Here is a 13,440-nt window from a genome sequence, read left to right as displayed (position 1 = left end):
CCCATCCTAGGGGCCCGACGGCGGAGCCCCGCCCCGCCGAGCCGTTCGCAGGACGTCGTTCCCGCGCTCCCGGGATGCGCCGTCGGGGTCGTCGGAGGGGAGGACGACCGTATGGGCCATGTCCTGATGGGGGATGCCCGCGTCCAGGTAGGACTCGCCGGTCAGGACGGTGTAGCCGCAGCGGGCGTAGAAGCCCATCGCCTGCTCCTGGGCGGACAGGATCACGGTGACGGCCGGGCGGGCGCCCTCCCGGGGCACCGCCGCCCGACGGCACGCGGCGGCCTCGATCGCGGCGACCATCCGGGCTCCCAGCCCCGTACCGCGGCAGGCGCGACGCACGGCCAGCCGTCCCAGGTGCACCACGCCCGGATGCCCGGGGTCCAGCAGGATGCGGCCGGCGGCCAGCGGCGCCCCATCCGCTCCTCGGGCGAGCATGTGGATCGTGGTGGCCAGATCATCACGGGCATCGATCTCCAGGGCGAAGGGCACGTCCTGCTCCCCGACGAAGACCTCCAGGCGGACGCCGGCCGCACCGGCGCGGACGGCGTCCGCGGCCGGGCCCGTCGCGTCGCCCGCGCAGGCCTCGAAGCGGCACGGCTCGACGACGGCCCCCACGGGCGCGATCAGAAGCTCCGGGAATCCGGGGTGCGTTGCGGACAGCGGCACTGCCGGCTCCTCTCGGTCCCGGGACGGGTGGTGGACGTCATGATCGCAGCACGTCGAGGGCGCGGACGAGATCGTCCGGGTAGTCGGAGCGGAAGGTCATCCGCTCCCCGGTGATCGGGTGGGCGATGCCGAGCTCGCGGGCGTGCAGCCACTGACGGCCGAGGCCGGTTCGAGCGGTCATGACGGGATCGGCGCCGTAGGTGGCGTCCCCCGCGCACGGGTGGCCGACGGCCGCCATGTGGACGCGGATCTGATGGGTGCGACCGGTCTCGGGACGCGCCTGCGCCAGGCACGCCCGGGGCATGACCTCGATGACGTCGTAGTGCGTGACCGACTCGCGTCCGCCGTCGATGATCGCCATCCTCCACTCGCGACCCGGGTGACGGCCGATGGGGGCGTCGATGGTGCCTCTGGGAGGATCGAGATGGCCCTGAACGACCGCGTGATAGGTCTTATCGACCGCGTGCTCCCGGAAGGCGCGCTTGAGGACGGAGTAGGCCCGTTCCCCCTTGGCCACGATCATGACGCCGGATGTGCCCACGTCGAGCCGGGACACGATGCCACGGCGCTCGGCCGCCCCGGAGGTGGCCACCCGCACTCGCATCGCCCTGAGCGCGCCCAGCACGTCGGGACCGTCCCAGCCCATCGACGGGTGGGCGGCCACGCCGGCAGGCTTATCGACGACGACGATGTCCTCGTCCTCGTAGAGCAGCCCCATGCCCGCCACCGGCGTCGCCGCGGGCTCGACGGGACGGGGATCGGGCAGCTCCGCCTCGATCACGGCGCTCGCCGTCACCCGCTCGGACTTGCCGGCCGGCGCCCCGTCGAGGCGGACCGCGCCCGCCGAGCACAGCTCGCCGACCTTCGAGCGCGACAGTCCGGTCATCCGGGACAGGGCGACATCGATCCGCTCCCCCACCAGGCCATCGGGCACCGGAAGCAGCCTCGGGCTCACGGCCGCCCGCCTCCGAGCTCCTCGTCCTCCGCTCCGTCGGCGCTCGTCCCCGACGGCGCCCCCGGAGCGCCGCCCTCGGCGACACCGGAAACCGGACGGGCGCCCAGGCGCCGACCGCCGTCGACGGGCCCGCGATCCGCGGAAGCCCGCTCCTCGCCCGGTTCCCCGGCCCGCGTGCCGTCGATCTCGAACCCGGCGGCCGATAGGGCCATAATGGCCGCGGCTGCACCGACAATGGCGATATCAGCGACATTCCCGACGAACAGGCCACCATAGTCGATGAAGTCGACGACGTGCCCGCGAAAGATCCCCGGATCCCGGGCGAGCCTGTCAATGAGGTTACCAACAGCGCCCCCCAGCACAAGACCGAGAGTGGCCGCCCACCACATGGATCCCAGCCGTCGCGACACCCGGAGCACAATCACGGTCACGACCACGGCCACGGCGGTGAAGACCCAGGTCTGGCCCGTGGCGAAAGAGAATGCGGCACCGGGATTGCGGACCAGCACGAGCCCCAGCCAGTGCCCCAGCACATCAATGCGGCGGGAGCCCGTCAGGGCGCTCACCGCCCAGGCCTTCGTCAGCTGATCGACGACGACGACGCTCAGCGCGAGGCACCACAGCACGATGATCCAGCGACTGGGCCTCGGCGGGCGCACCCGCGCCGGTCCCGGAGTGCGCCGTCGGCCGGCGCGGTCGCCGACGGCGAACGCGCTCGGCTCGGGAGCGCCAGTGGATGCGGGCTCGGGCATCTGACTCATGGTTCCTTGATGTCAACGGGCATCAATGCGGGCGACTGGGCGAAACGACCGAGAGCGACGACCCGCGAAGGGTCGCCACCCTCGAACGATGGTGATCGATCACGCCCGCGAACACGCGCCGCCGGGGCGTGCTCGTCCAGGGCAGCCGGCCTCACAGGCCCGCGGCGGTCGCCTCCTCGCCGTCCTCGACGTTGGACAGGAGGCCCTGCAGGTAGCTCTTGAGCCGAGTGCGGTAGTCGGACTCGAAGCGGCGCAGCTCATCGATCTTGTGCTCAAGACCGGAGCGCTCCTTCTCGAGCTGGGCCAGGGTGCGATTGCGCTGGTCCTCGGCCTCGCGGACGATCTGCTCGCCGGTGGCACGGGCCTCGCCGATGATGCGCTCGCCCTCGGCACGGCCGTTCGCAACGTGCTCGTCGTGCAGGCGCTGAGCCAGCTCGAGCATGCCGGAAGCGGCGGTGGGCTCCTCTCCTCCAGCAGCGCCCTGCTGGAACACGGGAGGCGTCATCACCGGGGCGACCGGTGCGACCGGGGGCTCCTGCTGCTGGACGACCGGCTCCACGACGGTGGTCTCGGAGATTCCGCGCGCAGCCGTGTCGCCGAGCTCGGCCACACGCCTGTTGGCGGCATCGAGCTTGGCCTTGAGATCGGCATTCTCGGCCTCCAGCTGGCGCATCGCCTCAACAACCTCGTCGAGGAACTCGTCGACCTCGTCCTGCTCGTAGCCCTCGCGGAACTTGGTCGCCTGGAACTTCTTGTTGAGGACGTCGTCTGCCGTCAGCAGCGTCATGGTCGTCACCTCGGTGTCGTTACGGAAGATGTCACGGTCACCGGTTCAACCGGTCACTCATACGGATAGAGTACCTGAACTCGAGGTTCAGGCCACTTTGGATGCGCCACCTCACGTCACGGTGCGATATCGATAGCTCGCTCAATGCGCCTAATCATGCGACTTGCAGCCCATTACTCCGCTGTTGGAATAAGCCGGACGAGGAGCGTGTCACGACTGATCAGCGGGTAGCGAAGCGCCTCAACCCAGGGCTGCCAGGAGACGCTGGACGATGGAGATGCCGATGAAGAGGACCAGGAAACTCAGGTCAATGCCCACGCCCCCCAGGCGCAGCGCCGGGACCACGCGCCGAAGCCACCGCAGGGGCGGATCGGTGAGTCCGTAGACCAGGTTCGCCAGCACGAGCAGCGCTCCGGTGGGGCGCCAGCCCCGAGCGAGCATCTGCACCCAGTCGATCACGACGCGCACGAGGAGAATCAGGAGGTAGAGGTAGAGCAGGCTCGAGACGATCGAGGCGATGGCGGAGATCACCGTCCCGCTCCCCCCTCAGCTCTGGTTGAAGAAACGGCCGTTCGCCTCGGCGGCGATGGCGCCGCCGTCGATGTCGACCGAGGCGGGCGTCAGCAGGAAGACGCGCGGCGTGACCCGCTCGATGGCCCCGTGCAGACCGAAGACCAGTCCCGCGGAGAAGTCGACCATGCGACGGGCATCGGACTCGTTCATATTCGTCAGGTTGACGATCACCGGCACACCATCGCGGAAGGACTCGCCGATGACCCGCGCCTCGTTGTAGGTGGAGGGATGGACCGTGACGATGCGACGCAGATCCGGGGCCGCCACCGGTTCGGGGGAGTCGGACTCCTCGTAGGCATGGTCGTAGGCGCGATCGTAGGGCTCGTCGTACGTCTCCTCGGCGGGCGCGTACTCGTCGTCGTAAGGGGCCTCGGCCTGGTAACCACCCTCATAAGCGTCCTCAGCGGGCTCGGAGTAACCGAGGAAGTTCGTCATCTTGCGCAGCGCGCTCATGGTGTGCTCCTTCTCCGTCCGGACCCTGAGCAGTCCGGACATGCCGACGGTATCGGCGTTTGGGAGAGGGGCTGATGATTCGTCGCGGCGTGTCCCGGCCCGGCGATCCCGAGCGAGTCACTCTTCGATGACGGCCCGAGGGGGCGCCGCGATCACGACTCCGGCGATACGACCGGTGACGCCGTCGCGCCGATAGGAGTAGAACCGCCGATCCTCCATCGTGCACCACGGGCCGCCAGTGACATGGCCGATACCCTCTCGTCTCAACTGGGCGCGCACTCCCGCGGCGACGTCGAGCCCGGGCGTTCCCCAGCGCGTCGTCGTCGCGCACTCGGGCTCGATGGCGGCCGCGGCCGAGTGCATCTCCTCGGGCACCTCGTAGCAGGCGCCGCACACCGTCGGGCCGATCGCGGCCCATATGTCCGCCGGCCGCGCTCCGCGGGCGGCGAACACCGCCAGCGCCTCGGAGACGACACCGCCGAGCATGCCCTTCCTGCCCGCGTGGACAGCGGCCAGGAGGGCGCCGTCGCTCGTGGCGAGCAGCAGCGGGACGCAATCGGCGACGAGCACCCCTGCGGCCCGCGGGGCCCTCGGGTCCCGACGCACCAGGACGAGGGCGTCCGCCGTGGGGAGGCAACCGCGCCGCGCCACGACCGCGGTGGCGGAGTGGACCTGGTTCATCCAGGCGATGTCGTCATCGTCCAGCCCCAGCGCGCCGGCGAGACGGTGGCGGTTGCGCGCCACCCGATCGGGATCGTCCCCGACGTGGGCGGCGAGATTGAGGCCCGCGTACGGATCATCCCGAGGCGCGCGCGCCTCCCCTGCGCCGCGGGTGGTGAAGCACCCGCGCGCGCACGGACCCAGTACGACCTCCAGCAGGCCGATGGGGCTCACGGCGCTAGCGCAGGAAGTCGGGCAGGTCGATCTCGTCCTTCTCGGCGTCCACGCCGATGACGCGCGGGACATCGAGCTCCGGCCCGGCCTCCGGGAGCGAGTCGTCGACGTAGGCGGGGACCTCGCCGGCGGTCGGTGGCGAGGACGGGGCGGGCGCGGGCCTGCTGCCGACCGGCGGCGAGGGGCGGACGACGGGTCGCACGACGGGGTTCTCGGCGGCGTGCGCCCCCCCTCGCGGGGCGAAGACGGATGCGGGGCCCGCCGACGGCGGGGTGGACGGAGTGGCGGACGCCGCGGCCTTCGCCAGGTTCGGGACCGGCTCGGTCCGGGCGCTGGGCAGGGGCTCCTCGTCGAAGCCGGCGGCGATGACGGTCACGCGCACCTCGTCGCCCAGGGCCCCGTCGACCACGTTGCCGAAGATGATGTTGGCCTCGGGGTGGACCGCCTCGCGCACGAGGTTGGCGGCCTCGGAGATCTCGAACAGGCCGAGATCGGAGCCGCCCTGGAAGAACAGCAGGACCCCGTGGGCGCCCTCGATGGACGACTCGAGCAGGGGCGAGGCGATGGCCTGCTCGGTGGCGGACAGGGCGCGCCCCTCCCCGGTCGCGGAGCCGATGCCCATGAGCGCGCTTCCCGCGTCCTGCATGACCGACTTGACGTCGTTGAAGTCGACGTTGATGAGCCCCGGGGTGGTGATGAGCTCGGTGATGCCCTGGACACCTTGCAGGAGAACCTGGTCGGCCTGCTTGAAGGCGTCGACGACGCTGATGTTCCTGTCGGCGATCTGGAGGAGGCGGTCGTTGGGGATGACGATGAGGGTGTCGACCTCGGCACGCAGATTGGCGACACCGTCCTCGGCCTGGGCCGCACGACGCCGACCCTCGAAGATGAAGGGGCGGGTGACCACACCGATGGTCAGGGCCCCCAGCTCGCGGGCGACCCTGGCGACGACGGGCGCCGCACCGGTCCCCGTGCCGCCCCCCTCGCCGGCGGTGACGAACACCATGTCGGCGCCCTCGAGCGCCTCGCGGATGTCGTCCTCGTGATCCTCGGCCGCCTTGCGGCCGATGGAGGGATCGGCCCCGGCTCCGAGTCCCCGGGTCAGGTCGCGGCCGATATCGAGCTTGGTGTCGGCGTCCGACATGAGCAGGGCCTGGGCGTCGGTGTTGACGGCGATGAACTCGACGCCGCGCAGTCCGGCTTCGATCATGCGGTTGACGGCGTTGACGCCGCCACCGCCAACGCCCACCACCTTAATGACTGCCTGGTAGTGCTGCGATTCCGCCACTGTCTGCCTCCGCGAGTTCGTGCCGAGCCCCGTGGGACTCCCCTCAACCCTCAACCTCAAGTTAAGGTTTATACTTATGTCATTCTGCCGATGACATGGGCAACGCTATGGGGCGTGCGGGCGCCGTCGTCGTATTTGGCCTCGGCGTGTTCTCCCACGGGCGCGACACTCCTCGGACGCCCCCGGGCTCGCCGCCGCACGCTCGCGGAACGCCCGCCCGAGGGGCTTGCCCCCGGCATCCGCGAACCGCCTCAGGACGTCGTCGGGCTGTGCGGGCTCGAGACGTCGTAGGTGGAGGCCGGCTGCCCCAGCAGCACCGCGAGAACCGCCGCCTTGAGGGCCGCATCGGTGCCGTCGCCCCACACCACACGAGCGCCGCCGCTCAGCATGAGGGTGACCTGCCCGGTCGTCGTCGCACTGCCCGAGGCCACCTGCGCGCGAGTCGCCTCATCCAGGCTCCCCACGGCCTGAGCGACGGCGCCGACCTGCTCCTGCGTCAGGGTCGAGTCGTCATCGGCCGTGATCTCGGCCAGGTCCGGCCGAGGCTGGTCGGTGGTCTCCAGCACGACGGCCTCGCCGTCGAGGAGCTCGTAGCCGGCGTCGGTCCGGTGCTGCGCGACGGGCACCCGCATGGTCAGCGCGACGGCGAGCCCGTGGGGCCACGACCGCGTCACGGTGGCGGACTTCACGCGAACCAGGTCGTCCGCGACCTCGTCGCCGAGCGCGGTCGCGTCCAGGCGCACCAGGGACGTTCCCGCATGATCGGACAGCGCCTCCTGCACGGCTCCGGCATCGACGCTCCCGTCGGAGCCGGAGACCACGATGTCGGCGGTGCGCAGGGCGAGCAGAGGCGAGAAGACGAGCGCCCACACCAGGACGGCCGCACCGGCCCCCAGGGCCAGCAGCGCCGCCAGACGCCGCAGGAGCAGGACGCGACCGGCGCGGCGGCGCTCGGCGAGCCGATCGGTCAGCCCGGTCGACACGACGGGATCGCGGGGGTCGCGCCGGTCGGCGCGAGCCGGCGTCGGGGCGCGGCGGCCGAAGACGGTCAGGGATCCTCCCGCCCGCCCCTCGGGGCGGGGACGAGGGACCAGGTCGCGACCCGAGCTCGCCCGTCCCCCTCCCGCTCCGGGATCATCGGGCGCATTCTGCGACTCGCCGGTGGTCCCGGGTCGCGGCGCTCTCGGCTTCCTCATCATCACCGCGGGGAGCGGTCCCGCCGGGTGCCGAGCCGCTCGAGGATCACGGCGCCGAGCCGGGTCACGTCCCCGGCGCCGATGGTCAGCAGGACGTCACCGGGCCGGGCGGCGTCGGCCAGGGCACGGGCGGCCTCGACGTGGTCCGCCACGTACCGGGCGCCGACCCCCTCGACGCGGTCGGCGACCGTGGCACCGGTGATGTCCGGGAAGTCCTCCTGAGTCTCGCGCGCGGGGTAGATGGACGTCACGACAACGAGGTCGGCGCGTCCCAGGGCGGCGCCGAAACGATCGGCGAAGGCGCGGGTACGGGAGAACAGGTGCGGCTGGAACAGTGCCAGGACGCGACCCCCTCGGGCATCGGCGACCTCCCTGGCGGTGGCCAGCAACGCCTCGATCTCGGTGGGATGGTGGGCGTAGTCGTCGATGACCCGCACTCCGGCGACCTCACCGCGCTCCTCGAAACGGCGTCCGGTTCCGCCGAAGGCGCCCAGAGCACGGGCCATGGCCTCGGGGGCCACGCCCAGCTCGAGTCCGGCGGCCCAGGCGGCGGCGGCGTCCAGGGCGACATGATCACCGGGCACGGCGAGCTCCAGGGCGATCGGACCGGTGACGGCGCGATCGCCGGGACGCTCCGACCGGTCGCTCCGCAGTGTCAGCAGCGCACTGGTCCCGTCGGCGCGGCGCCCGGTGATCTCCACGCGCACGTGGGCCCCGTGGGCGGCGCCGAGCCGTCCCTCGGGGCCCGGGCCGGCGGCGGTGCCGTAGGTCGTGACCGGGACGCCCCGCGCGGCCGCGGCTCGCGCCAGGCGCTCGCCCCCGGCGTCGTCCGTGCAGACGATGAGGCCGCCACCGGACCGGACATTGCACGCGAAGTCGAGGAAGGCCCTCTCGAACGCCTCGGGAGTCCCGTAGTTGTCGAGGTGATCGGGCTCGACATTGGTGACGATCGCCAGGTAGGGGTCGTAGTTGAGGAAGGAACGATCGGACTCGTCGGCCTCCGCCACGAAGGCGCGACCAGCCCCGAGATGGGCACCCGTGCCCAGGTCGCGCACGACGCCGCCGATGGCGAAGGACGGGTCCTCCCCCGCGACCGACAGCGCCTGGGCGAGCATGCCCGAGGTGGTCGTCTTCCCGTGAGCCCCGGCCACCGCCACGAAGGCGCGCCCCCGGGCCGCGAGCGCGAGGGCCTGGGAGCGGTGCACGATCTCCTGCCCGCGCTCGCGAGCGACGACGAGCTCGGGATTGGTCTCCTTGATGGCGGTCGATACCACAACGGTGGCGTTGGCGGGCACGTTGTCGGCGTCATGGCCCCGGGCGACCGCCAGGCCCAGATCGCGCAGGTGGTCGAAGGCGTCGCCGCCGACGGCGTCCGAGCCGGTGACCGCGGCACCGCGTTCGGCCAGGAGCTGGGCGAGCACGCTCATCCCGGCGCCGCCGACGCCGATGAGGTGGAAGGCCCTCCCGTTCATGTCGATCGACTCGGGCGCGCTCATCACTCGGCCTCCTGGTCCGCGGGGCTCCCCGCGGAATCGTTGGAATCGATGTCGTGCACGGGCTCGGGGCCCGCGTCCGGCCCGGGCCCCGCGGCCGTGGAGCGGATCAGCGCCGCCAGACGGGCGGCGGCGTCGCGCACGCCGGTCGAGGCCGCCGCCTCGGCCGCCCGGGTGCGCGCCTCGGCGTCGGCCAGCAGATCGGTGAAGGACACGATGTCATCCGCGGTGAGGTCGCCGTCGAGGACGAGACGGCCTCCGCCGGCGGCGACGCAGTCGGTTGCGTTGAGCCTCTGCTCGCCGTTGCCGATGGGCAGCGGCACGTAGAGGGCCGGCAGCCCGAGGGCGGTCAGCTCGGCCACCGTGCCCGCGCCGGAGCGGCAGATGACGCCGTCGGCGCAGGCGTAGGCCCGCTCCATGGCGGACAGGTAGTCCAGCACGTGGTAGCGGTCCATCAGGTCGGGGGCGCAGGCGCCCTCGGCGACGGCCCGCTCCAGGGCGGCGCGCACGGGCTCGTCCTTGTCGCGGCCGGTGAGGTGGAGGACCTGGAGCTCGGCGGGCAGGCGCGGCAACGACGAGGCGATGACCTCGTTCAGGTGCTGCGCTCCCAGGGAGCCGCCGGTGATCAGGAGGGTCGGGAGCCGGGGGTCCAGGCCCAGGGCCGCCGCGCCCGCGCTGCGAGCGCGGGCGGCGCCGTCGGCGTCGGCCCGCTCCGCCACGAGGGCGCCGATGGCGGGGCGCAGGGGCAAACCGGTGACCTCGGTGCGTCCCCTGGAGGCCTTCAGGCGTGTGGAGGCGAAGGTCAGGGCGACCGCCGCGGCCCAGCCCGCGCCCAGCCTGTTGGCCAGGCCTGGCCGGGCGTTCTGCTCGTGGATGACGACGGGCACCCCCGCCTGCCGGGCGGCCAGGTAGGCGGGGGTCGACACGAAGCCTCCGAAGCCGACGACGACCTGCGCATCGACGCGGGCAATGGCCTCCCCGGCGGCGGCCACGGCCCTCTGCAGCCGACGCGGCAGCATGAACAGGTCGCCCGTGGGGCGGCGCGGCATCGGCACCCTGGGGACGTGGGCGAGCTCGTAGCCGGCCTCGGGCACGAGACGTTCCTCCAGTCCCTCCCGGGTGCCCAGCACGAGGATCTCGGCGCGCTCGTCCCCGCCCGTCGACGGGTCGCGCAACGCGGCGGCCGTGGCCAGGAGCGGGTTGACGTGTCCGGCGGTGCCGCCTCCAGCCAGCAGCACGCGCAGCGGACGGCGCGTCGACGGGGCGGGGGCGCTCCCGGACGCACCGGTGGGATGAGTATCAGGCACGGTTCCTCCTGCGGGGGGCGATGACGGCAAGAGTACGGCGCACGGCCGCACCGCTGGCGCGCAGGGCCTCGGGCGCGCCGGGTTCGTGACGGGCCAGGGCGAGCAGCACGCCGACGGCCAGGAGCACCGAGACCAGGGCAGAACCGCCCTTGGAGATCAGCGGCAGGGGCACGCCGAGCACGGGCAGCAGACCGACCACGACGCTCATGTTGATCAGCGCCTGCCCGACGATCCAGGCCATGAGACCGCCGGTGACCACCGAGACGTACAAGGAGTGGGAGCGCCGGATGATTCGCACGCAGCACCATCCGATGACGGCGAACAGGGCGATGACGATGAGCGTGCCTATCAGGCCGAACTCCTCGCCCAGAACGGCGAAGATGTAGTCGGAGTCGGCCTGGGTGAGGTAGCCCCACTTCTGGCGGGACGAGCCCGGCCCCACGCCCCACCAGCTCCCGGTGCCCAGGGCCCAGCGCCCGTGCTTGGGCTGGTACCCGACGTCGAGCGGATCCGCGCCGTCCGGGTGCCACCAGGCGATGATGCGGGCGCGTCGATTGGCCGACAGCGCCGACAGCAGCGCGAAGCCGCCCAGCCCGAGGGCGCCGAGGGCCGCGAACCAGCGCCACCCCAGCCCGCCCATCCACAGCGCCCCGGCCACGAGCAGCGCCAGAACGACCACGGTGCCCAGGTCCCCACCGCCCAGGACGAGGACGATGGCCAGCAGCACCGGTGCGAAGACCCACCCGGCCAGGCGTGCGAACTTGCGCCACGTATCGACTCCCGGCCGGACGATGTCCTGCCGGGTGGTGATCATGACCCCCAGGTAGAGGCACAGGGCGAGCTTGATGAACTCCGAGGGCTGAATGGTGCCGATGCCGGGGACGCGCACCCAGTTGCAGTTGCCGCCCACGCAGCTGCCCACGCCCGGGGCGTAGACGAGGAGCTGCCCGAGGCTGGCGACCACCAGAGCGGGCACCGCCATCCGTTTGAGAACGCGCATCGGGGCGCGGGCGATGGCGGCCATGCCCGCCAGGCCGACGACCGCGAAGACGAGGTACTTCGCGAACTCGGTGAAGGCGTCCTGGCCCTGGGCCGCCACGGTCACCGACTGGACCGAGAAGACCATGACCAGCCCGAACAGGAGCAGGAAGAGCGTGGACAGGAGCAGGGCGTAGTAGGTCAGCGTGGCGGGCTCGCCCGGTCGGGGCCCGTCACCGCCCAGCACCCGGTTCCAGCGCGTCCGCGCTCCGCGGGAGGCGGGGGCCGCCGGACTCGCCGGTGCCGCGGGGCTCTCCGGGGCCGCGGGGCTCTTCGCGGCGTCCGCCCCCCGAGCGCGCTCGGGAGCCGTGCCCGGGACCGCCCCCGCGGAGCCCTCCGTCTTCGAAGCGGGCCTCGACGCGGCCGTCGGATCGGTCGTCGGAGCCTTCGCCCTCCCCCGGGCGCGCTCGGGACGCGGACGGCCGTTGCGTCCCGTCCCGCCCCCGCGCGCCGAGCGGCGTCGTGAACGCGCCGTCATGGCGTCCCCCGGCCCCGGACGCGGGCGCGAGCCGAGTCGGCGAACAGATCGCCCCTCTGGACGTAGGAGCTGAACTGGTCCCACGAGGCGCAGGCCGGGGCGAGCATGACGGTATCGCCGGGCCGCGCCATGGCGGCCGCCGCCGCGACGGCGCCGCTCATGACCGAGGCCCCGTCGCCATCGGGGACACGGGTCACCGCCAGCTCCGGCGCCTGAGAGCGAAGGGCGGCCAGCACGTCGGTCTGGTCCCTGCCTATCACGACCGCACCGCGCAGGGCGGGGCGCACCGCGCGCACGAGCTCGTCGAAGGAGGCGCCCTTGGTGTCGCCCCCCAGGATCCACACGCCGGTGCCCGCGGGCAGGGACGTCAGAGCGGCCTGGGCCGAGTGCGGGTTGGTGGCCTTGGAGTCATCGACCCAGGTGACGCCGCCGCCCCGGGCCACGGTGACGATGCGGTGGGCACCGGGGGCGAAGGCGCGCAGGCCCTCGGCGATCGCGCCGGGATCGGCGGCGACGGCGTCATGGGCCAGGGCCAGGGCGGCCGCGGCCAGGGCGTCGGCGACCACGTGGTCGGGCAGCCGCCCGGCCTCGCCGCCGGGCGCCAGGTGGGCGAGGTCGGCCAGAGAGGCGAGCGGCAGACCGGCGCCGCGTCGCCCGGCGTGCAGGGCGCGGTCGACCAGGAGATCCTCGACCACGCCCACCTGCCCCAGGGCGGGGACGGCCAGGGTGAAGCCGACGGCGAGGCAGCCCTCGGCGACGTCGGCCCGCTCGACCATGGCCCTGGTCGAGGCATCGGCGGTGTTGTAGACGGCCGCGCGCCGGGTCCGCGCGTAGACGCGGGCCTTGTCCGCGCCGTAGGCGGCCAGTCCCCCGTGCCAGTCCAGGTGATCGGGAGCGAGGTTGAGGCAGGCCGCGGCCAGCGGACTGAGCGTGCGGGTGGTGTGGAGCTGGAAGCTGGACAGCTCGACGGCCATGGCATCGGCCCGGCCCTCCAGGACTGTGGTGACGGCAGGGGCCCCGATGTTGCCCACGGCCGGGGCGTTGAGCCCCGCCGCCGTGAGAACGGCGGAGAGCATGCCGACCGTGGTGGTCTTGCCGTCGGTCCCCGTCACGACGATCCAGGGCACCTCGGGGCGGGTGGATCGCTGCAGGCGCCAGGCGAGCTCGATCTCGCTCCACACCCGGGTGCCGTCCCGCCGGGCGCCGGTCAGGACCGGCCCCGTGGCCGGCACCCCCGGGGAGACGATGAGCAGATCTGGACGGCACTGCGCCAGCGCGTCGGCCAGGGCGGCGTCGTCGCCGACGGTGACCCGCTCGAGCGGCGCCGTCACGGCATCGGCCGCGTCCGAGCGGGTGTCGAGCAGGTGGATGCGCGCGCCGAGGTCGGACAGCGCCTCGATGACGGCGAGCCCGGTGCGGCCGGCGCCGACGACGCCGACACGGGCCCCGGCGAGGTCCTCGAGGGAGATGGCGTCGGCGGTAGTCACTGGTGATCTCGGTCCTAGGTTGCGGTGAGTTGCGGTGAGGAGTGCGATGACGAGGCGGTGCGCC

General features: G+C 72.8%; 13 protein-coding genes. All 13 read right to left on the bottom strand.

What is annotated here, in order from left to right:
- Nucleotides 1-6: 6 nt before the first annotated feature.
- Nucleotides 7-666 (bottom strand): GNAT family N-acetyltransferase, encoded by a 660-nt coding sequence (locus tag G448_RS14655; protein ID WP_084436194.1) that lies wholly within the window; start codon nucleotides 664-666, stop codon nucleotides 7-9.
- Nucleotides 667-703: 37 nt separating this feature from the next.
- Nucleotides 704-1,621, bottom strand: coding sequence for an RluA family pseudouridine synthase (locus G448_RS0101315; RefSeq protein WP_026406501.1), 918 nt, complete (start codon nucleotides 1,619-1,621; stop codon nucleotides 704-706).
- Nucleotides 1,618-2,382 (bottom strand): signal peptidase II, encoded by a 765-nt coding sequence (lspA, locus tag G448_RS14650; protein ID WP_084436192.1) that lies wholly within the window; start codon nucleotides 2,380-2,382, stop codon nucleotides 1,618-1,620. The genes G448_RS0101315 and lspA overlap by 4 nt, the downstream gene beginning before the upstream one ends.
- Before the next feature lie 151 nt (nucleotides 2,383-2,533).
- Nucleotides 2,534-3,169, bottom strand: coding sequence for a DivIVA domain-containing protein (locus G448_RS0101305; RefSeq protein ID WP_026406500.1), 636 nt, complete (start codon nucleotides 3,167-3,169; stop codon nucleotides 2,534-2,536).
- 240 nt (nucleotides 3,170-3,409) lie between these two features.
- Nucleotides 3,410-3,700: a YggT family protein gene (locus G448_RS0101300; protein ID WP_026406499.1), complete on the bottom strand. Its 291-nt coding sequence runs from the start codon at nucleotides 3,698-3,700 to the stop codon at nucleotides 3,410-3,412.
- A gap of 15 nt (nucleotides 3,701-3,715) precedes the next feature.
- Nucleotides 3,716-4,195: a cell division protein SepF gene (locus tag G448_RS0101295; RefSeq protein ID WP_026406498.1), complete on the bottom strand. Its 480-nt coding sequence runs from the start codon at nucleotides 4,193-4,195 to the stop codon at nucleotides 3,716-3,718.
- Between the two features lie 117 nt (nucleotides 4,196-4,312).
- Nucleotides 4,313-5,089 carry a purine nucleoside phosphorylase YfiH/LACC1 family protein gene (locus G448_RS0101290; protein ID WP_026406497.1) on the bottom strand — a complete coding sequence of 259 codons (777 nt, stop codon included), beginning with the start codon at nucleotides 5,087-5,089 and terminating at the stop codon, nucleotides 4,313-4,315.
- A 4-nt stretch (nucleotides 5,090-5,093) separates the two neighbouring features.
- On the bottom strand, nucleotides 5,094-6,377 hold the full coding sequence (gene ftsZ / locus G448_RS0101285; RefSeq protein WP_026406496.1) for a cell division protein FtsZ: 1,284 nt from the start codon (nucleotides 6,375-6,377) through the stop codon (nucleotides 5,094-5,096).
- 251 nt (nucleotides 6,378-6,628) lie between these two features.
- The gene (locus G448_RS0101280) at nucleotides 6,629-7,573 is read right to left on the bottom strand and encodes a cell division protein FtsQ/DivIB (protein ID WP_342663518.1); all 945 of its coding nucleotides are present in this window, start codon (nucleotides 7,571-7,573) and stop codon (nucleotides 6,629-6,631) included.
- A 2-nt stretch (nucleotides 7,574-7,575) separates the two neighbouring features.
- Nucleotides 7,576-9,069, bottom strand: coding sequence for a UDP-N-acetylmuramate--L-alanine ligase (murC, locus tag G448_RS0101275; protein ID WP_034493952.1), 1,494 nt, complete (start codon nucleotides 9,067-9,069; stop codon nucleotides 7,576-7,578).
- Entirely contained in the window at nucleotides 9,069-10,373 is a 1,305-nt protein-coding gene (locus G448_RS0101270) for a UDP-N-acetylglucosamine--N-acetylmuramyl-(pentapeptide) pyrophosphoryl-undecaprenol N-acetylglucosamine transferase (protein ID WP_026406493.1), read from the bottom strand. The genes murC and G448_RS0101270 overlap by 1 nt, the downstream gene beginning before the upstream one ends.
- Nucleotides 10,366-11,889, bottom strand: coding sequence for a peptidoglycan glycosyltransferase FtsW (locus tag G448_RS0101265; protein WP_245572125.1), 1,524 nt, complete (start codon nucleotides 11,887-11,889; stop codon nucleotides 10,366-10,368). The genes G448_RS0101270 and G448_RS0101265 overlap by 8 nt, the downstream gene beginning before the upstream one ends.
- Nucleotides 11,886-13,376: a UDP-N-acetylmuramoyl-L-alanine--D-glutamate ligase gene (murD, locus tag G448_RS0101260; RefSeq protein ID WP_026406491.1), complete on the bottom strand. Its 1,491-nt coding sequence runs from the start codon at nucleotides 13,374-13,376 to the stop codon at nucleotides 11,886-11,888. The genes G448_RS0101265 and murD overlap by 4 nt, the downstream gene beginning before the upstream one ends.
- Nucleotides 13,377-13,440 lie beyond the last annotated feature (64 nt).

The sequence above is a fragment of the Actinomyces gerencseriae DSM 6844 genome (assembly GCF_000429265.1).
Taxonomy (GTDB): domain Bacteria; phylum Actinomycetota; class Actinomycetes; order Actinomycetales; family Actinomycetaceae; genus Actinomyces; species Actinomyces gerencseriae.
The sequence above is the reverse complement of the archived record's forward strand: the minus strand, read 5'-3'. Positions and strand labels throughout refer to the sequence as shown.

Excerpts from the sequence above, each read along its gene's own strand:
- lspA (WP_084436192.1), bottom strand. The coding sequence starts at position 2,382 with ATGAGTCAGATGCCCGAGCCCGCATCCACTGGCGCTCCCGAGCCGAGC.
- G448_RS0101305 (WP_026406500.1), bottom strand. The coding sequence starts at position 3,169 with ATGACGCTGCTGACGGCAGACGACGTCCTCAACAAGAAGTTCCAGGCG.
- G448_RS0101295 (WP_026406498.1), bottom strand. The coding sequence starts at position 4,195 with ATGAGCGCGCTGCGCAAGATGACGAACTTCCTCGGTTACTCCGAGCCC.
- G448_RS0101280 (WP_342663518.1), bottom strand. The coding sequence starts at position 7,573 with ATGAGGAAGCCGAGAGCGCCGCGACCCGGGACCACCGGCGAGTCGCAG.
- murC (WP_034493952.1), bottom strand. The coding sequence starts at position 9,069 with ATGAGCGCGCCCGAGTCGATCGACATGAACGGGAGGGCCTTCCACCTC.
- G448_RS0101265 (WP_245572125.1), bottom strand. The coding sequence starts at position 11,889 with ATGACGGCGCGTTCACGACGCCGCTCGGCGCGCGGGGGCGGGACGGGA.